This is a genomic window from Ureibacillus sp. FSL K6-3587, from assembly GCF_038593165.1.
GTDB classification, from domain to species: domain Bacteria; phylum Bacillota; class Bacilli; order Bacillales_A; family Planococcaceae; genus Ureibacillus; species Ureibacillus suwonensis.
In genome coordinates, this window is the sequence record NZ_CP151969.1 from 2,154,138 (window position 1) to 2,176,836 (window position 22,699).

General features: G+C 36.1%; 15 protein-coding genes and 2 pseudogenes. 6 read left to right on the forward strand and 11 right to left on the reverse strand.

Annotated elements, in window-relative coordinates; genetic code table 11:
• Position 1: 1 nt before the first annotated feature.
• From NSS77_RS10660 to NSS77_RS10675, 4 genes are read left to right on the forward strand one after another with little or no spacing between them, the layout of a single operon-like run.
• Positions 2 to 2,818 carry a DNA methyltransferase gene (locus NSS77_RS10660; RefSeq protein ID WP_342468735.1) on the forward strand — a complete coding sequence of 939 codons (2,817 nt, stop codon included), beginning with the start codon at positions 2 to 4 and terminating at the stop codon, positions 2,816 to 2,818.
• An 11-nt stretch (positions 2,819 to 2,829) separates the two neighbouring features.
• Entirely contained in the window at positions 2,830 to 4,740 is a 1,911-nt protein-coding gene (gene pglZ, locus NSS77_RS10665) for a BREX-3 system phosphatase PglZ (RefSeq protein WP_342468736.1), read from the forward strand.
• 15 nt (positions 4,741 to 4,755) lie between these two features.
• Positions 4,756 to 5,469, forward strand: a complete 714-nt coding sequence (locus tag NSS77_RS10670) for a hypothetical protein (protein WP_342468737.1) — start codon at positions 4,756 to 4,758, stop codon at positions 5,467 to 5,469.
• A gap of 47 nt (positions 5,470 to 5,516) precedes the next feature.
• Positions 5,517 to 8,702: a helicase-related protein gene (locus tag NSS77_RS10675; RefSeq protein ID WP_342468738.1), complete on the forward strand. Its 3,186-nt coding sequence runs from the start codon at positions 5,517 to 5,519 to the stop codon at positions 8,700 to 8,702.
• A gap of 23 nt (positions 8,703 to 8,725) precedes the next feature.
• Here the strand turns inward: NSS77_RS10675 and NSS77_RS10680 are convergent, their stop codons facing one another.
• The 5 genes and pseudogenes from NSS77_RS10680 to NSS77_RS10700 form a co-directional block, all read right to left on the reverse strand.
• Positions 8,726 to 10,378, reverse strand: a complete 1,653-nt coding sequence (locus NSS77_RS10680) for an IS1182 family transposase (RefSeq protein WP_342468739.1) — start codon at positions 10,376 to 10,378, stop codon at positions 8,726 to 8,728.
• Between the two features lie 329 nt (positions 10,379 to 10,707).
• Positions 10,708 to 11,922 carry an IS110 family transposase gene (locus tag NSS77_RS10685; RefSeq protein WP_342468740.1) on the reverse strand — a complete coding sequence of 405 codons (1,215 nt, stop codon included), beginning with the start codon at positions 11,920 to 11,922 and terminating at the stop codon, positions 10,708 to 10,710.
• 406 nt (positions 11,923 to 12,328) lie between these two features.
• Positions 12,329 to 13,948, reverse strand: a complete 1,620-nt coding sequence (locus NSS77_RS10690; RefSeq protein ID WP_211358719.1) for an IS66 family transposase — start codon at positions 13,946 to 13,948, stop codon at positions 12,329 to 12,331.
• 3 nt (positions 13,949 to 13,951) lie between these two features.
• Positions 13,952 to 14,305 (reverse strand): IS66 family insertion sequence element accessory protein TnpB, encoded by a 354-nt coding sequence (gene tnpB, locus NSS77_RS10695; RefSeq protein WP_141603390.1) that lies wholly within the window; start codon positions 14,303 to 14,305, stop codon positions 13,952 to 13,954.
• Between the two features lie 337 nt (positions 14,306 to 14,642).
• Positions 14,643 to 14,822 (reverse strand): annotated as a pseudogene (locus NSS77_RS10700) (IS5/IS1182 family transposase); the annotation flags it as partial.
• A gap of 89 nt (positions 14,823 to 14,911) precedes the next feature.
• Between NSS77_RS10700 and NSS77_RS10705 the strand changes: the two are divergent.
• Positions 14,912 to 15,388 (forward strand): transposase family protein, encoded by a 477-nt coding sequence (locus tag NSS77_RS10705; RefSeq protein ID WP_340714495.1) that lies wholly within the window; start codon positions 14,912 to 14,914, stop codon positions 15,386 to 15,388.
• Positions 15,315 to 16,481 carry a transposase gene (locus NSS77_RS10710; RefSeq protein ID WP_342468741.1) on the forward strand — a complete coding sequence of 389 codons (1,167 nt, stop codon included), beginning with the start codon at positions 15,315 to 15,317 and terminating at the stop codon, positions 16,479 to 16,481. Before NSS77_RS10705 ends, NSS77_RS10710 begins: the two co-directional genes overlap by 74 nt.
• Before the next feature lie 238 nt (positions 16,482 to 16,719).
• On the opposite strand, the gene NSS77_RS10715 is transcribed toward NSS77_RS10710, so the two are convergent.
• The 6 genes and pseudogenes from NSS77_RS10715 to NSS77_RS10740 form a co-directional block, all read right to left on the reverse strand.
• Positions 16,720 to 17,646 (reverse strand): ATP-binding cassette domain-containing protein, encoded by a 927-nt coding sequence (locus tag NSS77_RS10715; RefSeq protein WP_342468742.1) that lies wholly within the window; start codon positions 17,644 to 17,646, stop codon positions 16,720 to 16,722.
• Positions 17,639 to 18,691 carry an ABC transporter ATP-binding protein gene (locus NSS77_RS10720; protein WP_342468743.1) on the reverse strand — a complete coding sequence of 351 codons (1,053 nt, stop codon included), beginning with the start codon at positions 18,689 to 18,691 and terminating at the stop codon, positions 17,639 to 17,641. The genes NSS77_RS10715 and NSS77_RS10720 overlap by 8 nt, the downstream gene beginning before the upstream one ends.
• A 14-nt stretch (positions 18,692 to 18,705) precedes the next feature.
• Complete coding sequence (locus NSS77_RS10725) at positions 18,706 to 19,641, reverse strand: ABC transporter permease (protein WP_342468744.1); 936 nt, start codon at positions 19,639 to 19,641, stop codon at positions 18,706 to 18,708.
• Positions 19,641 to 20,573 carry an ABC transporter permease gene (locus tag NSS77_RS10730; protein WP_342468745.1) on the reverse strand — a complete coding sequence of 311 codons (933 nt, stop codon included), beginning with the start codon at positions 20,571 to 20,573 and terminating at the stop codon, positions 19,641 to 19,643. The genes NSS77_RS10725 and NSS77_RS10730 overlap by 1 nt, the downstream gene beginning before the upstream one ends.
• Positions 20,574 to 20,696: 123 nt before the next feature.
• Positions 20,697 to 21,287, reverse strand: a pseudogene (locus tag NSS77_RS10735) (ABC transporter substrate-binding protein); the annotation flags it as partial.
• Between the two features lie 315 nt (positions 21,288 to 21,602).
• Entirely contained in the window at positions 21,603 to 22,019 is a 417-nt protein-coding gene (locus NSS77_RS10740) for a thioesterase family protein (protein ID WP_342468746.1), read from the reverse strand.
• Between the last annotated feature and the right edge of the window lie 680 nt (positions 22,020 to 22,699).

Consider the following 22,699-nt stretch of genomic DNA (forward strand, 5'->3'; position numbering starts at 1 on the left):
CATGACGGATGAAACAAAACAACTGTCATTAAATATCGAACAGCCTCAAACAGACAACGGTCCCGTTGTCTGTTTAGGCATGACTTTTAAAAATGATGACGAACGAAGAGAGTATTTTCGTAATGAACTACGTAAGAAACTTCCAGAATTAAAGAAAATTGAAGGCTTTCCAATTGCAGATGATGAAGACATTATTGCTTTATCCGATCCACCATACTATACAGCTTGTCCAAACCCTTGGATTAATGATTTTATTGAGGAATGGGAGAAGGAAAAAGTTACGAGATACGGTAGAGATTCAGAAGAAGAATATCATAGTGAGCCGTTTGCATCCGACGTAAGTGAAGGTAAAAATGATCCTATTTATAATGCTCATTTTTACCATACTAAAGTCCCATATAAAGCTATTATGAAATATATATTACACTATACAAAACCAGGTGATATTATTTTTGATGGATTTTGTGGTTCTGGCATGGCTGGAGTGGCTGCACAAATGTGTCAATATGCAGAAGAGATAATACCTGGGATTGACAAGCAAAAAGTTGGGACAAGAAATAGCATATTATCTGACTTATCTCCCTTCGCTACATTTATTGCTAAAAACAACAATATGATTGGAAAGTTTAACGAAATAAAGGACGTTATAGAAAATATTATTAAGGAAATTGAAATTGAAAGTAATCATTTACTTGAGACAAACCATAATGGTTGGGAAAGAGGAACAAAAGAGGAGGAGAAGAGAAAAAATCTCCAAAACTATAACCGTGAATTAAAAGGGAGAATTAATTATACAGTTTGGTCTGATGTTTTTATATGTGAAAATTGTGCAGAAGAATTGGTCTATTGGAAGCTTGTCTTTAACGGCCCACGCAAACCTTTAAAGAAGGAACTCATTTGTCATCATTGTGGTGCAATTCTAAATAAGAATAAAATGAAGAGAAAATATGAACAAAGATATATTTCTCAGACAAATGAAATACTTGAAGTGGCTAAACAAGTACCAGTATTAATTAATTATTCTTATAACGGTAAAAGATTTGAAAAATATCCAGATGATGAAGATTTTAAAAGAATTTCAGAATTAAAAGATAAAACATATAAATTGTCATTTGATATTAAGGAAATTCCAGAAGGATTTAATACAAATCAGCCCAAAAAATCCCATGGTCTTAAATACAATTTTCAATTTCTAAGTGATCTGAATCTATACTTTTTTAATGAATTATACTTGAAAATAAATAATTCAGGATTAGATGGTCATGATAAACACTTTATTCAGTATTTAGTAACTGCATCTTTGCAAAGAACGATTAAATTGAATCGTTATATGCCTAACCATGATCGTCATGTAGGTCCGTTGTCAGGGACGTTATATATATCACAACTAACTGCTGAAATACCACTTATTACATATATTAAGGATAAATGGAAAGAAATTGAAAAAACTGGTAGGTTAATAAATAATAGTAACAGTAATTTGGTTACAACACAAAGTTCTGGAAAATTAATACAGATTCCCGATAACTCAATAGACTATATTTTTACCGATCCCCCATTTGGTGAAAATCTCAATTATTCTGAACTGAATTTTATTTACGAGTCATTCTTAGGAGTAATAACAAATAATAATGAAGAAGCAATAATTAATGATTTTCAAAATAAAAGTTTGTATGAATATCAAAAGTTAATGGAAAAATGTTTTAAGCAAATGTATCGAATATTAAAACCAGGTCGCTGGATAACTGTTGAATTTAATAATTCTAAAAGTTCAGTTTGGAATTCTATCCAAGATGCTTTAACTAAATCTGGTTTTATCATTGCAGATGTGCGTATCTTAGACAAAGTAAAAGGTACTACAAAACAAATGTCTTATATGAATACGGCTAAACAGGATTTAGTTATATCAGCATATAAACCTTTTACAAATAATATTTTAAAAATAAAACAATCAGATTCTGTAGAATCTGCATGGCTATTCGTTGAACAACATTTACAGCAGTTACCTGTATTTGAAAAAGAGGATAACAAAGCTCAGATTATTGCTGAAAGGACACCCAGATTTTTATATGATAGGATGGTCGCTTTTCATGTTCAAAACGGTCTACCTGTACCTTTATCATCTCCAGAGTTTCAATCGGGTGTTGCAAAGCGTTTTCCTATGAGAGATGGCATGGTATTTTTAGAGAACCAAGTTGCTGAATATGATAAAAAGCGTATATCAGTTAAAGAATTCACACAATTAAGTTTATTTGTTTCAGACGAAAACAGCGCAATTGAATGGATTCGTCAGCAACTCATGAATAAACCACAAACTCGTCAAGACTTACACCCTGAATTTATGAAGCAAATTCAACATCTTGCAAAACACGAAGAACTACCTGAACTTGATGACTTATTAGAACAAAACTTCCTTCGGTACGATGGTGAAGGTCAGGTTCCAAACCAAATTCTTACTTATTTAAGAAGGAATTATAAGGATTTACGTGGCCTAGAACCAACAGATTCCAGTGTTGTAGAAAAAGCCTTGCATCGTTGGTATGTGCCTGATCCAAATAAACAATCTGATTTAGAAAAACTACGTGAAAAGGCTCTATTACGAGAATTCAATGACTATGTAAAAGAACTTGAAGGAAGTAAAAAGAAATTAAGAACGTTCCGAACTGAAGCCGTACGCGCTGGATTTAAGAATGCATATAAAGAAAAAGATTTTGAAACAATTGTAAAAGTCGGCGATCGAATACCTGAGAAAGTAATTCAAGAAGACGACAAACTCTTTATGTTTTATGAAAATGCAAAAATAAGATTAGGTTTATAAAGGTGAGCGAAATGACGAGTTGGCGGGATGTCATTTTATCAAAATTTAAAAATCAGACTGATTCGATGATATTTGTAAAAGATTTAGATTCTTTATTAAATGATGAAGTTATCTTAAATGAATTATCCAATCTTGGCTATGAAGTTGTGCGCTATGAAGATAGTGTGTTGTTCTATTATTTATATGAACAACAATATCGTCAAAAAAATGTAAAGTTACTCGTTTATGTAAATGATGATATCCCGTTTCCTTACAAATTTGAACAAAGATCATTAATCGTATCATTGAAAATTCAGACATTATTTTCGAAGTTTTCCGCGAAAATAATGAGGCAAATTGACCGTTCAGATTTCGATGGATTCTACAAATTACAATCGAATGTTGATCAAGTATTAAATGAAAAAGAAACACTGGAATTTCTTATAAAAAGATATTATAAAATTCCTTATGATATCATTGATAATGAAGCAGGATTATATCATGTCCTGCTTCAACTACATTTAAATAAACAAGAATTACCAGAAATTGTCGAAGAATTTCTTGTTAAAAAATGGGAAACATTATTTTCATTAAGTCATCTTCCAGTTGGAAAACTTGTTACGTCTACTTCCTTTTTCTTTCATCATTTGCAAGAAAAATGGACTGAATTAATCAACGAATTAACAGAAAAAACGCCACTTCAAGTCCGTGAAGTTTTAAGTGAACATCCTTTTGAACACCCAATTGTTCGAAGAATGATGGATGATTTGTTTGATGATGGTTATTTGAATAAGGTAAAAGGGGACCCAAGTAAGTTTCCATCCTGGATGCAACCAGGTATTGAAAATGAAGAAACCAAGGTTGATATCAAAGAAAGGATTTCCAATCTCCATGAACAGACAATGCTATCATTATATGAAGTGGAAAATTATAAAGATTGGATTGACTTAATAGATAAACTATCTGAATATAAAAACGAAGTAATTAAAAGTAATAAAAACAATATAGGAAAATTTAATCAACTACTAACAGATGTTAATTCCAAGTTTGAAAACTGGATGATGAAAAAATATCACGCATTAACAAGTCTTGCACCTTATCCAAAACCGAAAATGGTACATCACATCCCACACTATTTAAGTAAAGTAAGTCAAGGTAATGATAAAATCGCTTTATTAGTGTTGGATGGAATGAACTATATACAATGGCGATTTATCGCTGAATATATGGAAAATAATGGTTTTATTTTAAATGAAACTGGGATTTTTGCCTGGGTTCCTACATTAACGTCCGTGTCTAGACAAGCCATTTTTTCAGGGAAAATTCCCCTGGCCTTCAGTCAAACAATTGGAACGACAAATGCGGAAGAAAGACTTTGGAAAAAGTTTTGGGAAGAGCATGGAGTTCTTAAGCAATATGTCACTTACCAAAAAGGACTGGGCAGTGAAATATATGAAAAGAGCAATATTAAGGGACTAAACCGAAATTCTACGCGAATTTATGGTGCAGTTGTTGATATCATTGATCAATTTACACATAATGCCGTTTTAGGTGAGAAGAGTATTTATTCGAATTTGAAGATATGGTTGGATTCGGGATATTTGGTACAATTAATAACAGATTTACTAAATCATCAATATAATGTATATATTACGTCAGACCATGGAAATACCAATGCTGAGGGTATTGGCCGTGTTAATGAAGGAGTATTGGTCGACCAAAAAGGTGAACGTGTACGGATTTATAGTGAAGAAACTCTTTATAAACATTCAGCAGAGCAAATACCATCTCTGAAATGGTCAAATATTGGTTTGCCAAGTAATTATCATGTACTATTGTCGCCATATGGGAAAGCTTTTGTAACGAAAGGTAAGAAAATTGTTACTCATGGTGGGATTAGTATCGAAGAAGTGATTGTTCCTTTTGTGAAAGTAGAAAGATAAAGGAAGTCGATTGTCATGACAAAACCTGTAGGGTTTGATCAAAAACTGTTATTACATCAACTAGATTATGCAGCGATACAATCCAAACAGTATCAACGTAGTGAAATGTATGATGTTTTAGATGGTTATATGCGGAACGATATTAAAGGAGCAAAGTCACGGAAAAATGCTATAACCATGCTTATGAAAATATGGTATTTATTAGATGATGAGTTATTACTTATTAAAGATGAAATTTTAAAGGAATTTCATCAATTTACGGAAGATGAGAGATTATTTGTTCATTGGGGATTAACTTGTGTTGCATATCCATTTTTTCGTGATATAGCAAATGAGTTTGGACGTCACTTTCAATTACAAGAAGAAGTTTCTAGCAAAACTATATTAAAAAGAATTAAAGATTTATATGGCGATAAACGGCGAGTCGAAGTTGGAACAAGTGCCGTTTTAACAACGATGAAGTCATGGGGAGTAATTGTTCCAACTGAAAAAACATTTTACAAAGAAAATGACAAAATACAGATTACCAATTCCCTTTTGCAAACATTTTTAATTAAAGTCTTATTAAAATCTCTAGGAAATAAGGCGTTATATATTGATTTAGTTGAAAATCATCCGTTATTTTTCCCGTTCCAATACAATTTAAATTTATTTGAGCTAAGAGAAAGAGAAGAGTTTTCTTTTTATTATGAGGGATTGAATAATTTAGTTGTTGAGAAAGCGGAGTAAAACCTTATTCGTTTGGATAAGGTTTTTTCCTTATGGAGGTTGTGTTCGTGTTGATAAGTGGTGAAGTCGTTACAAGTTCGTATTTTCCAGAGCCCGTTGAAATCAAAAAATGTGAACCTTATGAAAACTATTATTTTCTGGAAGCGGTAGGAAAAGAGACAAATCATTATTATGAACTTATGGTTGAAAAGGATAAATTAGAATATTTTCAAAAGATAAAGAAAGAAAATGTTTTAAATGTTGAGGATGTACAAAAGTATATTCAATACGTCCTTCTACAAAACGAGTTAAAGTATTCAGAATCGAGAGCACTAGGAAACAGGCAAATACTTCCGTTACCACATCAGATTGAAGCTGTGTATAGTCGGATGCTTCAATCACCTCATGTACGCTTTCTACTGGCGGATGACCCTGGTGCTGGAAAAACCATTATGTCTGGTATGTTAATTAAGGAATTATTGCTCCGAATGGATGTTGACCGTGTACTCATTCTTGTTCCACCCCTCGTGCTGAAACAATGGCAAACGGAGCTTTCAGAAAAATTCAGTTTAGATTTTCAAATAATCAATCGCCAAACGTTAAATGAATATGGAAATAAAAATCCGTTTGTTGAAAAAAAGCTTATTTTAGCATCAATGTATTGGGTTGCTCGTGAAGATGTACAACCATTAATTAAAGAAGCTCAATTTGATTTAATAACAGTGGATGAAGCACATAAAATGGCTGCATATTCCTATGGTACAAAAAAGAAAAAAGTGCATCGTACCAAATTGTATCAACTTGGGGAAGCAATCTTACATAAGGCAAGACATGCGTTATTGCTTACTGCAACACCCCACAAAGGAGATTCTGAAAATTTTCGTCTATTATTAAAATTATTAGATGAAGATGTATTTGCAAGTAGTTCACTGAATGAAAGTTTAAAAGAAAAAGCAAATCCTTTTATGATTCGACGATTAAAGGAGAATATGATTAATTTTGACGGAACACCCATTTTTCCAAAACGGACATCAATTACTGTAAGCTTTGATTTAACTGAAGGAGAATTAGAACTTTATGAGTCTGTTACTCAATATGTAAAGGAATATTTTAATAAAGCGATGGATAAAGGTAGTCAAAGTACAGCGTTTGCGATGATGTTATTGCAAAAACGACTCAGTTCATCCATCGAAGCTATCTATCTATCTTTAAAACGAAGATATGCGCGATTAGTAAAATTATACAAACAGACCGAAAAAGAGAGACAAAAGTTCCTTCGACAAATAAAAAGACTTGAAGTAAATCATATAGAAGAGGAGTCACTGGAGGAACAAGAAAAAATTGAAAAGCAACTTGAACAGTCTGTTGCGGATCTAGATTTGAAAGAATTGAAGCGTGAAATCTTAGTCTTACAAGGTTTAATTAAAAAGGCAGAACATATACGTTTATATACTGTTGAGAAAAAGTTCCAAGAACTTGAGGAAACGTTATTCGGTTTGGATGGTATTTTGAAGAAAAACGAAAAAATTATTATATTTACAGAATTTGTCGATACATTGAATTATTTAGAAGAAAAGTTATTAAATCGTGTGCCGAAAGTCGCCAAAATAATAGGTAGTTTATCGATGGAGGAACGAAGAAAACAAGTCGAATTGTTTCGAAACGAATGCCAAATCATGTTGGCTACTGATGCAGGTGGAGAGTCTATCAACCTTCAGTTTTGTAATCAAATGATAAACTTTGATATTCCTTGGAATCCGAATAGATTGGAACAAAGAATGGGACGAATTCACCGGATTGGACAAAAAAATGAAGTATTTGTATTTAATCTCGTTGCGAAAAATACTAGGGAAGGTCATGTTTTAATTCGCCTCCTAAATAAGATGGAACAAATGCAGGAGGATTTAGGTTCGGATGCTGTTTATAACTTTGTTGGTGATGTTCTAGAAGATGAATATGATAGCCTTGCCGATCTGATGCAGCAGGTTATTGTGGAAAGAGAAAATCTTGATGATTTAATTGATAAAATGGATCAAACATTGACTGATGAACATCAAAAGTTAATTCAAATAGTTAAAGAAGAAAGTATGCAAGGTGAAGAGATTGATTTATCATCATTACGAAGAAAGAAAAACTCTATCGTATTAGAAAGAATTCCAGTTAGAGCCTATGCCGATTTTACGAATTATATTTTACGAAAGCGAAGGGTGCGAGTGTCAAAATCACAAAATAATCGAGTTATGCGTATTGAGAGTTTACCTAGGTTTATTCGAGAAGAATTACCTGAGCAAGAAGAAAAGAACAGTTTAGGGCGTTATCGGTATACTAATTCTGTGAAAATGGAGAATGAGGAAATTCCACTTTTTACTGAGAATCATCCACTTTTTCCAGTTGCTTTATCTTTAATGAAAAATGAATTCGAAGGTCAAAATTGGGAACATTACGTTGTTTCGGCCCGAATCCCTGAACAACTATACGTAGAGATATATGCCATAACAATTATAGATGGAACTGGAAAAATTCTAGAAAATCGTTATATTCATATGGCAAAAAGAGAAAATGGTGATGTAATAGAGCTTGACCATAATTGGATTTTCTTAAATGAATTTGATCACGGTCAATTTGAAGTGAAAAAGAAAAAAGAGAGTCAATTGTTTAATCATGTTGTTGAACAAGCTGTTCAATTGCGTGATGATGTTTCAAGAAAAAGAACTAAACAATTAAACAAATTACAGTCATTTATTGAAAAATCATTTAGCCAACAATACAGGGAAACATTTGAAAAGCTAAAAACATATCAAGAAGAAAATATAGATAATCGAAATAGCGCATTAATTAACCAAATGAATGCAAAACTTAATGACTTGGATATGAAACGACAAAACAGGATTCTAGGAATTGAGCGAGAGAAAAATATTGCGATGATACCTCCTAAAAAAGTCATTTCCCTTGATGTTTTACCTCAAGGAAAAACAAAACGTGTAATAGCTTCTGATTATTATGATGCTGTCCTTCAATACGAAAAAGCAAACGGCCGTTTGAATGTAAAGCAACATCAAAACTTAGGTCTGATTGACTTTTCCAGCGAACGATTTAATGGAGAAGAGCGGTTTATAATACTTGTCAATGACTTGAATGCTCTTTTCTCAGATGAAGAGCTGGAGGATTTAGAGGATATAAAAGATAAGGTTTATGTTTATTTGGTTGAGCAGAAAAAAATAAAAAATGAAGTAAAGCTAAGTTCATTAAATTAAAGAAAAGAGAGGCTGGGACAAAACTAGCTTCTAGATAGGAAAAAGGAGAATTTGAGCCAACTCAAATTCTCCTTTTTCCATTTATCCCCATTATTTTTGGTTAGTTGATCTTTGTTGGCCGTGTATTTTCGTAAATTCACGGCCATTAAGGCAATGCCCATTTCATTTTCCACTTTCGATTTTCCTCGAACGGAAAATCGAGTGAAACGCAAATTAGCCTTCAAGAATCCAAAAACTGGTTCTACGTCTATTTTACGTTGACGGAAAATAGAACCAGCTTTTTCTTCTGAAAGCTTCGCTCTTACATATTCTTTTTGTTGTTCCCATTTTTCATTCACCATGACCTTTCGGTGATTGCCTTCCTTTGCTTTTGTGCATGATGAACGAAATGGACATCCTGAACAGTTTTCACATTCATAGATTTTCAATTCTCGTTTGAAACCAGTCTTATCTGTACGTACAGAACGATAACGGAAGGTTACTCGCTGCTGATTTGGACAAATGTAGGTATCACTTTCTTCGTCGTACATCCAATTGTCTGGATGAAATGGATTTTGTTTATATTTCTTCTTTTGTTCTTTCTCATACATGGTATATGGAATAAGTGCCTCACATTTTCGATTCGAAAGGATGTCCTCATAGTTCTGTTCACTACCATAACCAGCATCTGCGACAATATATTTTGGCAATGGAAAATAATGCTTCTCAATCTCATTCAAGAACGGAATCAATGTACGTGTATCAGTAGGATTTGGAAAGATGCTATAAGCTAGTGCGTATTGACCTTCTGTTGCGATTTGTACATTGTATCCAGCTTTCAATTGACCGTTTTTCATATAGTCGTCTTTCATTCGCATGAACGTTGCATCTTGATCTGTTTTGGAATAACTGTTCCGTTCCCCCAAGATGTCCAAGTCTTTTTGGTATTTTTGTTTTCGTAGAATGAAGTCTATTAATTGTTTGTACGCTTGTTTTGGATATTTTCGTTCGCTTCTTAATGCTTTTCGTTCTGTGGCATCGGGCGATGTTTCTATCTTTTGGTCATATTCCTTAATGACTTCATCGACTTGTTGCACCATTTGAGCGAGTTCTTCAACGGACAGTTCTCCCTCATTTTCCCGCTCCATTTCAGGGATGATTTCTTTTTCTAATAGTTCGTTGTATAACTGATTGGACTTTTCAATTAAGTTTTGGTTGTATTTTTCAATGGATTTCTTCCATACAAAAGTAAATTTATTGGCATTCGCTTCAATCTTCGTACCATCGATAAAAATGGCTTCTTGATCGATTAACTTTTCTTCCACCAGTTGGCAACGGAATTGGACAAAACATTGACGAATTAATTCTTTTACTTCCGGATGCACACGAAAACGATTGATCGTCCGATAACTTGGTTCATATCCTTGTGCCAACCACATCATTCGTATACTGTCCTTTAATAGCGCTTCAATTTTTCGACCTGAAAAGACAGACTGCGAATAGGCACACAAAATAATTTTTAGCATCATGCGTGGATGATAAGCAGGACAACCTGTATTTCGAAGAAACGGCTGGAAGGCTTCATCTGGAATACTTTCAACTAAATGGTGAATGTGGAAGGCAATATCATTTTCTTGTAATTTTATTTCTAAATCTAGAGGCAAAACTAATTGATTCATGTTATAATATTTGAACATAAGGACCCTTCTTTCTGTTAGGTTTTGTCTGCTAACTTAATTTTAACAGAAGAGGTCCTTATTTTTTATTGAAAAAATGAAAAACAGCCCATGAAATTTCATTCCAAAATTTCATGGGCTGTTTCCATTTTAGAGGGGGTTTTGTCCCAGCCTCGTTTCTTACGATCAGTCAAGTATATTTTATTAATTTGTATATGTTTTTATTTTAGTTGTAGTGGTGAGGGGGTACCCCCTCACCACTACAACTAAAATTTGGCATGCCAAAAAGACCTAACGATTTTTAATTTTTTCGAAAGGTCATTTATGGTATAGTGTAGTTAATCGATTATTTAACTTAAGGCAGTTTCATAATCGTATAAAATGCCATGTGTCAGTAACTGAAACGTCACTTTTAAAAATTTATTGATACAGGCGATAATCGCAACCTTATGAGGCTTTCTCTGAGGTTGTGTTTTTAATTTATAATAGTAATCTACAAAATGATTCGGTTTATCTTTCTTCTTCATAATCATGGCACACACCATAAAATATAAAAGCTTTCGCAAGTGTTTGTTACCTCTTTTATTAATACGATCATGATACTGTGTATTCCCCGATTGATAGCGCATAATATCAATTCCCGCATAAGCATTCAATTGTTTAGCATTTTGAAAGCGACGAATATCACCCATTTCCCCAATTAATCTACAAGCAGTAGAATCACCGATACCAGGGATGGAACGTAAAACCATATACTCTTTTCGATCTTTTGATAAAGTAATCATTTGTTGGACAAGTGCTTCTTTTTTATCCTTTAATTCTGCTATTCGATTTGCGTAATCACGGACTTGTTCACATCGCACATCGGTAGATCTAATCGCTGGATAACTATTTTGAGCAGCTTCTAATAAAGCAATTGCTTTTTTCTCTGCACGTTCTAAAGAAAGGTTCTTTCTTGTATTCGCTTTTAGGCGATTCTTTATGACAGTTTTAGAGTGAGCTAAAACAAGTGTTGGGTGAGGGTATAGTTGTACTATATTTAAAAATAGTGCAGAATTTGGTGTCAGTATTTTTTCTAATTCTGGAAAACTCAATTGTAAAATGGAATGCATACGATTTTTTAATAAAATCATTTCTTCATCAATTTCATCATAATAACGTGTCAATGCACGCATCTGCTCATAATAATCATCTTGGATATAGGTTGGTTCTCTCTCCATTTTAAAATGTGTTTTTGCTAATTCATGAGCATCGCTTATATCGGTTTTATGTCGACGCATCTTCGCCATTTGTAAGTTCGCTTCAAGGGGATTCATCCGACAATATGCATAACCGTAATCTTTTAAAAATGCTTCAATCGGTTTTGAATAAACACCTGTTGCTTCAAATACAATGTCTGGTGCTTGGTCATCCAGTGATGTAATATCTACTATTCGCTTATGCAATTGTTCAAAATCTCTTCGTGTATGATTGATTTCACCTTCATATTTGCACTGACGATAACTATCATAGATCGTTACTGTACTCTTTCCTTTACTAACATCTAAACCAATAACATGTTTCATTCCATTACTCCTTCTTTGCCAATTCATAGAAGTCTTCACATGACCTTATCGATTCCACTTTCTTATACACGATCTCTATGGACCCAACATACTAAACTGATTCGCATAAGGGTGTGAAGTTAGCCAGTTTTTAATACGGATTCAAAGATCCCTGAGACTGGTCGACTTTTCTTCACTTCTACTATAAAAAATAGTAGCACAAACCTTGGCCTAGGTCTGTACTACTAATGTTAGTATGTTTTTGATGTGATTTTTTCAAATTTTAAAGAAAGTTGAATCAATTTCATAAATCGTAAGCCCGAATTCAAATGACGCATTGAAAAACTTAAAACAGGGATTAAAAAAGCGTACCTATTAGTACGCATGACAAATAGCCCTACAATCTTGAATTTTTTCAGATTGAGGGCTATTTTGCTATTGCACATGATTCACGTATATTTTTAGACCAAGGCAAGTAGCGATCGATTATTTCTGGTTGCTGATGGATTGGGAGGTTTGGGAGTTCTGTCAATACTTTGACCAAGTATTGATAGAAATCAATTCCATTAGCTTTTGTCGTTTCAGCTAAACTCAAACAAACGGCATTGGCATCAGCTCCCAATTCACTCACAGAGAAAAGCCAGTTCTTCCGACCAATCACACTCGGACGAATCGCATTTTCTGCTGGGTTATTGTCAATCGCAATTCGACCGTCATATAGAAATGCTTTTAGACCTTCGGCATGTTTCAAGGTATAGTTTGCCGCTTCCGCAAGGGCACTTTTGCCGTAAAAAGGAGATTCATCTACCCATTGTAAGAATTCTTCCACAATCGGTTTGGAATATTTTTTTCGTGCTTTTCGACGTTTGCTTGGTGAAAGTTTCTTAAACTTTCGTTCCAATTCGTAGAGTCGATTACAATATTCTACACCTTTTTCGGCGTTTTTACTGTTGGCTTTTAGCCATTTTCTACGCACATGTGCCCAACAATTGGCGAATGTGACGTTAGGTAAACCAGCGTATGCAGAATATCCGTCACAAATGATGGTTCCCTTGAACTTTTCCACGAAGTCTTTTAAAACTTCCCGACTTCGCGATAACGCACTATGAAACATGACGATGGTCGGCCCTTGAGAAGCAACGCTTCGGAATACCCAGTTATAAGCATTAGACTGAGCCGACTTTCCATCCGAACGGTTGAGTATTTGAGCGTATGTTTCATCAATATGAAGAATTGATTTTTTCATAAGGAGCTCTTTCATACGATGGTAGATTGGATGAAGCCAATCCTCCGCGATTCGAATCACCCAGTTCGATAAATTTTTATCGTTTGTAAGGAGACCATAATGGTTCCATTCCTTTACCTGGCGATATAAAGGTAAATATTGAACAAACTTATCGTAGATGATTTTTGCCAAGACCGTTGGTCCAGCAATACTTCGTTGAATCGCTGGTTGTGGTGCTTTGCCTCGTTTGATTTGTGAATTTTTGCTGAGATCTTTTTTACAATTCCTGCACTCATAAGCGTGTTCGATATGTCGAACACGCTTCACAATAGCCGGTATAAATTTTGCTTCCTCACGAACAATCGTGCTGCCGATCTCTGTCATCTGAGATTGACAACACTCGCATTGTAAGTTTTCAGGGTGATGATGAATTTCTTCAATTTCTAAACCATCCACGAAGAAATCGTTTCGTTTCTTTTTATGTATTTTACGAACAACTGTATAGGTAACAGTGTCCGTGCTTTGTTCTTCTGTGTGCTCAGGTTCGTTAAAAAAAGAGTCATCATCAAATAAAGAACATTGTCCATCTGGAGCTTGGTACTTTGATTTTTCTGATTTTGAGCCATAAAGAAGCTTTGTTAAATAGCGAACTTGTTGTGACAACGATTCAATTTGTTTCAACAGTTCTTCATTTCTCTTATTGGATTGCGCGAGTTGTTCTTCTAATAATTGAATTAATTTTTCATTCGAATCATTGCTCACATCATTCACCACATTTCCGTCCAAATTCAATAATGTCTTGATTATATCACTAGTAATCATTGGTTAAAAGACACCTTTTTTAGATTTTTGTATGGCTTTCGGTTGATGAATTGTGAGTCCTTCAAGTAACCAACGAAGTTGTTGTTGCGTGAGCCGACGAACTTCATTTTTATTTCGTGGCCATTGGAGTTTGCCATTATCCAATCGTTTATAAAGCATAGCGAAGCCATCTCCATCAAAGTATAAACATTTATAACGATCTTTCCTTCGACCGCAAAACAAGAAGATTGCCTCGCTGTATGGATCGAGTTCGAATGAATCCTGAATTAGCGTTGCTAGACCGTCGATTCCTTTTCGCATATCTGTATGACCGCAAATGATATAGATATTTTTGCATTTTGTAAAATCATGAATCATTTCGATTCAACTCCCTGATAACCGCTTGAAGTAATTGAGGTTTGACACCGGGGTAGAAGGAGATTTTACACTGATTGGATTGAATGACGCATATTGGTCTGAGTGGACCACGACTTGCTGGGGATGGAGTTGGATCAGATTTGGACTCTAATTTTACAGGCACGATATTGAGTTTTTCCGTTGTCAAAAAAAGAACACCTCCTCTGTAATTGTTACTTTCATCTTACAGGGAGGTGTCATTGATTTATAGGCGTTGTTTGATTTCGGGCTTACCATAAATCATAGTTTTTCTGAAGTATAGAGTACCCCTATACTAAAAACTTCGTTTTTTTTTTAATTATGCAACTTGGTTTTGTTGCTGTAATAAAGCATTGATTCGATCAACTGCTAGTTTGCAGGTATTATAAATTAACGTCACCAGATTGAAATGCATTTTTGCTTTCTTTTCTGTACGATGACGGACATTGTTTAATTGAAAGTATTCCTTTAAATAAGCGTTAACGCGTTCGACTGCTGTTTATGGCAAACTAAAAATGGCTCTTACGCAATTTTGGTGAAGGCCTATAATTTTACTTTTATAGTATAATAAAAGAAAAGGTGTGATGAATGATGAATCGTCAAATCCATTGGTCTTCACCGGATCCTTTCCTAGAAGTTCTGGATATTCAAGAAGAACCATCCTCCATTACCTTTATTGTTCGAAGCACTCATGAATCCTGCCCTTGTCCTCATTGCCAAGTGCCTTCCACACGTCCACACAGCCGATATACACGCATGATTCAAGATTTGCCGATTGCCGGAAAAGCTGTTTCCATCCTGCTTATCACAAGAAAATGGTTTTGCGACCAACCCAATTGCACCCAAAAAATTTTTACTGAACGGTATGATTGGATTTCCAAAAATGGACGCCGAACTTTACGGTCCGAAGAAGTATTACGTAAAATCGCGTTTTCCACCAGCTGCCTCAATGGCGAAAAAGTAGCGAAAGCCCTGTCCCTCCCTGTCAGCCATGACGTATTGCTCTCCCTTATTCGGAAAACGGAGATTCATCAAGAGGTGTCCCCCTTTTATCGGAATCGATGACTTTGCTTTTCGGAAAGGACACAGCTATGGCACGATCATTTGTGATCTGAGCACGCACAAGCCTGTTGCATTACTTCCGGAACGTTATCCGGAAACCATATCAGAATGGCTAAAAAATCATCAAAACATCCAAGTTGTCAGTCGTGATGGCTATCAGGCTTTTCGGAAAGGGATTCAGAACGCTTCGCAAAGTATTTTGCAAGTATATGACCGATGGCATTTTGTCCGGGCGGTAAAGAAGCAGATCGATGCTTGCCTCACCTCGATTCTTCCTTCCGTCATCACGTTGGAAAAAGAAGAAACGGACCAACAAACCTTTCCGCATGAAACCAAACTGCAAAGGAGACAAAAAGAAAGAGCCGAAAAGAAATGGATGATGATCAAAAGCATTCAACAGGAATACAAAAAAGGAAAGAAAAAAGTGGAGTTGGCCAGAGAATTTCATATGGATCCCCGAACCATTTCAAAATATCTCAACATAACCGAGATGCCGGTTCAAGTAAAAAGAAAGCGAAAACGGCAAACCGATGGTTTTGAGCAATACATTCAGCAACTCGAACAAGAGGGCAAGACCATCCGTGAAATTGATGCGCAACTTCGTAAATATGGATATACGGGGACACTTTCAGGTGTCCGCGTTGCAGTCGAAAGCATACGAAAAGAAAGAAAACGGCAGGGGATTAAGGAATCTTCCGTTCGAATTTCCAGACGGCAAATGATTTCATATGTTTGGAAACGAAAATCTAGACTTTTAGAAAAGGAACTGCAACTTCTTGAACAATCCTTTAAGATGTACCCATCCCTTCATTCTTTCCACCAAATGGTTCAAACATTTAGAGAAGCATTTGATGAACGGAACTATCCGGCATTTTTCAAATGGTTGGAAAAACAATTGTCTTCTCCAAACAATCATTTATATGATTGTGCACTTCGACTCCGTAGGGATTTACAGTCGATTAAGCTGGCATTTAGTACTTCCTACAGTAACGGAGTTGTGGAAGGCCATGTTCACCGATTGAAGCTGATGAAACGAATCATGTATGACCGGGCAAAGCTGGAGTTACTTGAAAAACGAGTGTTATATCATTTATAAAATGTTATTTTAAAAATTAATAAAGAGATGAAGGACTGTACATATATGGTTTCACCAAAAGAACGTAAGAGCCATTTTTAGTTTGCCATAAACAGCTGCACCTACACTTATTTCAAGGCATTTACCGTTTTCGTGATGCACTGCCACCAAAAAAAGCCCAAGGGGAATGGACATCCCCTTGAGCCTAAAAATATATTTTATCAATTTTCACCACTTCTTCTACACAAACCGGGCATCTTTACAGTTGCGCCTGGTGTACCCATTTATTCACTTGTTCATCCGTACCGTAAACAAAATGATTTGGCAATGGCTCATGCATTTTAGCTGTATCCGGTGTTTCTTCATGGACATAAGGAATTCGTTTCCGTTTTCTTTCCAAAATCGGATCTGGAAGAGGAACAGCGGATAATAATGATTTTGTATATGGATGAATTGGGTTGTTGTAAATTTCGTCTGCATCGCCCAACTCCACAATTTTTCCGCGATACATCACCGCAATCCGGTCACTGATATATTTGACCATCGATAAATCATGGGCAATAAATAAATAAGTCAAATTTCGTTCCTTTTGCAGATCTTTTAGCAAATTGACTACTTGCGCTTGAATGGAAACGTCGAGAGCGGAAATCGGCTCATCGGCGATAATGAAGCTTGGATCTAAACTTAACGCTCTAGCAATTCCGATTCGTTGTCTTTGGCCGCCGGAAAATTCATGGGGATACCGTGTCATATGTTCACGATTTAAACCGACCGCTTCCAACAACGAGATGATTTTTGCTTGGCGTTCGTTTTTATTTCTATACATGCCGTGGATATCAAATCCTTCGCTGATGATTTCACCAGCTGTCATCCGCGGGTTCAATGAAGCATATGGATCTTGGAAAATCATTTGCATTTCCCGCTTTAATTGCTTCTGATCTTTTTTTGATTTGACTTGATGAATATTTTTTCCTTTGAAAATCACTTCGCCGCCCGTTATGTCATAAAGACCGATAATGGAACGGCCTGTCGTCGATTTGCCGGAACCGGATTCACCCACAAGGCCCAACGTTTCCCCTTCAAAAATATGAAAACTGATTCCGTCCACCGCTTTGATAGGATTGGAAGGAGAGCCGAAATATTGAGACAAATTTTTTACTTCCAGTAATTTATGATTGCTATTCACCTAATTCAGCCTCCTTCTTATATCTTTCCATTCTTCTCACGATTGGTTCAGGAACATCGATTTTCGGAGCATATTCATGCAATAACCATGTTTTTGCATAATGTGTATCGGATACTTTAAACATTGGCGGTTCTTTTTCAAAATCGATGGCCAATGCATATTTGTTCCGGGGTGCAAAGGCATCTCCTATCGGCGGATTTGTCAAATCCGGCGGAGAACCTGGAATCGCATATAATTTTTCATCACTTTTGTTATTTAAATCAGGCATGGAGCCAAGCAGTCCCCATGTGTACGGATGTTTGGGGTTGTAGAAAATATCGTTGACCGTTCCGTATTCCACAATTTGCCCTGCGTACATGACCGCCACACGATCGGCGACATTTGCAACAACCCCCAAATCATGGGTGATAAAAATAATGGATGTTTTCCGTTTCTTTTGAAGTTCCTTCAACAATTCCAATATTTGCGCCTGGATGGTCACGTCAAGGGCTGTTGTCGGTTCATCGGCAATCAATAGTTTCGGATCAGCCGCAAGCGCAATGGCGATGACGACGCGCTGGCGCATTCCGCCACTGAATTCATGGGGAAATTGGTTGAAGCGTTTTTCCGGCATTGGAATACCGACTTGGCGAAGGAGCTCAATCGCTCTTTCTTGCGCCTCATGTTTTGAAACCTTTTTATGTTTTAATATCACTTCCATTATTTGTTTTCCAACACGGATTGTAGGGTTTAAAGCGGTCATTGGGTCCTGGAAAATCATCGCGATCTCATTTCCGCGGATTTTGGACATTTCTTTATCTGAAAGAGGGATCAAATCTTTTCCTTCGAATAAGATATGACCATCCGCATATATTCCCGGCGGCTGCGGAATCAATTTCATAATGGCGTTACTGGTCACACTTTTTCCCGAACCGGATTCGCCCACAATCGCCAATGTTTCGCCTTCGTATAATGTAAAATCAACGCCCCTTACTGCTTGTACAAGTCCTGCGTATGTTTTGAAGTTTATTTTTAAATTCTTTACTTCCAACAATGGTTTTTTCATTTTTCCACCCCTTTCTACTTGCGTAATTTCGGATCAAGTGCATCGCGCAAACCATCACCAATGGCATTGAAAGCAAAAATGGTCAAGGAAATGAAGAAGGCAGGGAAGAATAAACGCCAAGGGGCCACCCTTAAACCGCCCATCCCTTCAGATGCCATTGTTCCCCAGCTCGCCACCGGTTGTGTTACGCCCAAACCTAAAAAGCTTAAAAAGGATTCAGTGAAGATGGCTGTCGGAATTGTCAATGTCATTGTTACAAGAATCGCACCTAATGCGTTCGGTATGATGTGGCGCTTGATTAAATGGCTGGTGCTTGCGCCAAGGGTTCTTGAAGCCAGAACGAATTCGCGGTTTTTAATGGACAACACTTCACCGCGGACAATTCGCGCCATATTGACCCAACCTGTAATCGATAAGGCGATAATCATCGGAAGGAGACCTTGTTCCATCACAACAAGTAAAATGATGACAACCAAAAGGTAAGGAATGGCGGATAAAATATCCACAAAACGCATCATAATATCATCCACACGTCCGCCAATCAGGCCTGAAATGCTTCCCCATAAAACACCGATGATTAAATCGATGATGGCAGCCGTAATCCCGATGAATAATGAAATGCGGGCTCCATACCATACACGGACAAAAACATCCCGCCCTAAATCATCGGTGCCAAACCAATGGTCTTTTGAAGGCGCTTGATTATAAATGCCTAATTGATCGCGATAACTGTATTGTGAAAGTTCAGGGACCAATGCCGCAAACAATGCGATGATGAACAGAATGATGACCCCTGAAACCGCCAATTTGTTTTGTTTAAAGCGGAGGAATACCTCTTTCCAGAAAGATACAGACTTCTTTGTCATTTTATCGCTTTCTTCCAACCGCGGTCCGACTACTGTAAACATTTCCGGAGTTAAATTGTCAATCGTTTCATGCTGTTTTGTCATTATTTCTTTGCTCCTCCTTTCAACTTAATGCGCGGGTCAATGAAAGTGTATAAGATGTCCACTAATAACACGGCGAACATTAAAATAATTGCATAGAATACAGTTGTTCCCATGATTACGGTATAATCACGGTTTGTGATGCTTTGAACGAAATGTCTGCCCAAACCAGGAATGGCAAAAATTTGTTCAATGACAAAGCTTCCTGTTACAACACCGGCTGTCAAAGGCCCTAAATAGGTAATAACAGGCATTAACGCATTGCGCAATGTATGCTTAAAGGTGATTGTCCATTTGCCAAGCCCTTTGGCACGGGCCAACTTCACATATTCGCTATTGTTTTCTTCCAACATGCTGGAACGGACCAATTTTGCGATATACCCCGCATGTGTCAAAGCGATCGCCAACGCTGGCAGAACTGAATATTTAAAGCCGTTCCACCCGGCAACAGGGAATAGGCCCAATTTTAAAGAGATGAAGTATTGCATTAATCCGGCCATAACGAATGAGGGGATTGAAATGCCCAAAACCGCGATGGTCGTTGCAAAATAATCAATAAATTTGTTGTGGTAAAGGGCTGCAATGATACCAAGCAAAACGCCTATTCCAACCGCTAAAAACATGGCTTCAAGTCCAAGGGATAACGATACAGGGAATCCGTCCGCAATGATATCGTTTGTGGAGCGGTTTTTATATTTCATCGACTCTCCGAAATCAAATGTGAGGGTATTGAACAAATAATCCTTATATTGGATATACCAAGGATTATCGAGTCCATATTTCGCTTTTAAATTGGCTTCGATTTCAGGCGGAAAATTCCTTTCACTTGCAAAAGGATTACCAGGTGCCGCCTTCATCAAGAAAAAGGTTGCGGTGATGATGATAAATAACGCAATCAAAATATGAATGATTCTTTTGATAATGTACTTCAGCAAAGTGTTCCCTCCTTTATCTAAAAATTCTGTACACGCCCAAAAAATAGTGAAAGGCTGCTTCTGATCAATAAAATCGATTTCAGCAGCCTTTGCAACTATTTAACCTAATTTTACAGGGACAAATTAATTTTCAATATCAACATATTTCAAATAAATGTTGCCCAATTTATCCGGTTTCATGTTTTTCACATGGTCTTTTGAAACGTACAGACTAGTGTAGTAGTAAATTGGTGCAACCGGCATTTCTTCCATGATGATTGCTTCCGCTTGTTTTAACATTTCAAAACGTTTTTCTTCATCCGTTTGTTTGTTCGCTTCTCTTAAAAGTTTTGTGTATTCTGGATTTTCCCAACCTGTATCGTTGTTGCCGTTATCAGCAGAATCATATTGCTCTAAGAATGTGTAAGCATCGTTGTAGTCTGCAATCCAACCCAAACGGCCAACTTGGTAATCCAATTTTGTCAGTTTGTCCAAGTAAACTTGCCACTCGGAGTTGTCAAGTGTTGCATTGATGCCCAAGTTTTTGCGCCAATTTTCTTGAATGAATTGGGCAATGGATGCATGGGCTTCACTCGTATTAAATGAAATTGTGATGTTGATATCTTCCGGTTTGCTGATTCCTAGCTCTTTCATACCTTGTTCAAGGGCTTTTTTCGCTTCTTCCACATCATTGTCCTTGATGTAGCCGCGATCTTCTTCAAAACCTTGAATCGAAATAAACACTTTTTAATTATCTGAAAAAAACGGAAATAATAATTTTTTCTAAAAATATATTAATTTCTACTATTATAATTGTATCTATTACTATTAAATTAATAACAATTGCCAGCGTATTGAAAGATTCATCACGATATAAAGGTATTTTGGTATAATGAATAAACATGTTGATATTGGAAGTATAGGTAAAAAAAGGGAGTGTTAGGTCCTCCCATACTGAATCGGATTGGGGGAAGTTTTGAAAGGGTTGCGCAAATGGTGCGGCTGGGGCAATCTCCGGAACCCAATGGATTTGCCCCAGAACGATCATGATTACGGTTCAATAAGGCGATCGATGGCTGAGATTAATTGCTGAGGTATGCGCGTTACTTTTTTCTTTTCTAAATCAAAGAAGCAGCCTTTCTGTATGCCTTTGCAGTACAGCTTGTCCCCGCTCTTGATTTCAAATGCCATCTCCCAGCTGGAATTCCCCGATTCAACCAACCAGCATCGCCCGATTGGTTTATCAAAAATCGTGAGCGGTTTGCGGTAGTCGACTTCCGTGCGCATCAAAATCGGTGTAATGTTCGATTTCATCATTTCTGTCAAGGAATACGTCGCATTTAAAAATTCCATTCGTAAATCTTCAAACCACCGCACGTACACAAGATTACTCACAATTCCCATTGCATCAATATCATAAGCTTGTATTGGCAATTCCATTTGAATGACCAGCTTGCGATTTTGCATTTTCCATCACCTCAATATATTTGAAGAAGTTTAATAATCGTCAGCAGCTTTGAACAGAAACGTGAATCAATCAATTCTGATTAAAATAATGCCGACTAATATTTTGGTTTGATGTAATCATACCACTTTTGTTAATAAAATTCAGATACCATTTTCTATTTTCTTAAGAAATTTCAACTTCTTCAATAGGTTCCAATTTGTCAATTTGTTGACAATGAAGCCATCATTGAAAATGAAAAAAGAAGGGAGCATCATTTCCCCCCTTCTTATATATAAAATATGTGCATTATTTTTTTCTCAATAAGTAATCTCCAATCGGTAAAAGAAGAACGATAAATACAACAGACACAACAATCAAAGCTTGGATGATGCCAATACCAATTTGATCAAACATTTTTCTTTTTCCTCCTTTCAATTCCAAACCTATGTTACCTTAAATAATACTATTTTTCCAATTTTTTTGTTGGAAACCAGTTGTGTTGAAAAAACCTATTTATACTATCATAACATGTAAAAACAGCAAGAATAAAGTTGAATGTGAAATGTGGTAATAGTGGGAATAATCAAAAAAATGAATACAAAAGCAAATAAATATTAACTTATAATGGTAAATTTAGTAAAAAATCAATAATTTACCAATTTATGAATTGGTGGTAATATAAAGGTGGGAGGTGAAATTT

Coding starts and splice junctions, on each gene's coding strand:
- NSS77_RS10660 (WP_342468735.1), top strand. CDS start 2: ATGACGGATGAAACAAAACAACTGTCATTAAATATCGAACAGCCTCAA.
- pglZ (WP_342468736.1), top strand. CDS start 2,830: ATGACGAGTTGGCGGGATGTCATTTTATCAAAATTTAAAAATCAGACT.
- NSS77_RS10670 (WP_342468737.1), top strand. CDS start 4,756: ATGACAAAACCTGTAGGGTTTGATCAAAAACTGTTATTACATCAACTA.
- NSS77_RS10680 (WP_342468739.1), bottom strand. CDS start 10,378: ATGTTCAAATATTATAACATGAATCAATTAGTTTTGCCTCTAGATTTA.
- NSS77_RS10685 (WP_342468740.1), bottom strand. CDS start 11,922: ATGAAACATGTTATTGGTTTAGATGTTAGTAAAGGAAAGAGTACAGTA.
- NSS77_RS10690 (WP_211358719.1), bottom strand. CDS start 13,948: ATGATTACTAGTGATATAATCAAGACATTATTGAATTTGGACGGAAAT.
- tnpB (WP_141603390.1), bottom strand. CDS start 14,305: ATGATTCATGATTTTACAAAATGCAAAAATATCTATATCATTTGCGGT.
- NSS77_RS10705 (WP_340714495.1), top strand. CDS start 14,912: ATGATGAATCGTCAAATCCATTGGTCTTCACCGGATCCTTTCCTAGAA.
- NSS77_RS10710 (WP_342468741.1), top strand. CDS start 15,315: ATGACGTATTGCTCTCCCTTATTCGGAAAACGGAGATTCATCAAGAGG.
- NSS77_RS10720 (WP_342468743.1), bottom strand. CDS start 18,691: ATGAAAAAACCATTGTTGGAAGTAAAGAATTTAAAAATAAACTTCAAA.
- NSS77_RS10725 (WP_342468744.1), bottom strand. CDS start 19,641: ATGACAAAACAGCATGAAACGATTGACAATTTAACTCCGGAAATGTTT.
- NSS77_RS10740 (WP_342468746.1), bottom strand. CDS start 22,019: ATGCAAAATCGCAAGCTGGTCATTCAAATGGAATTGCCAATACAAGCT.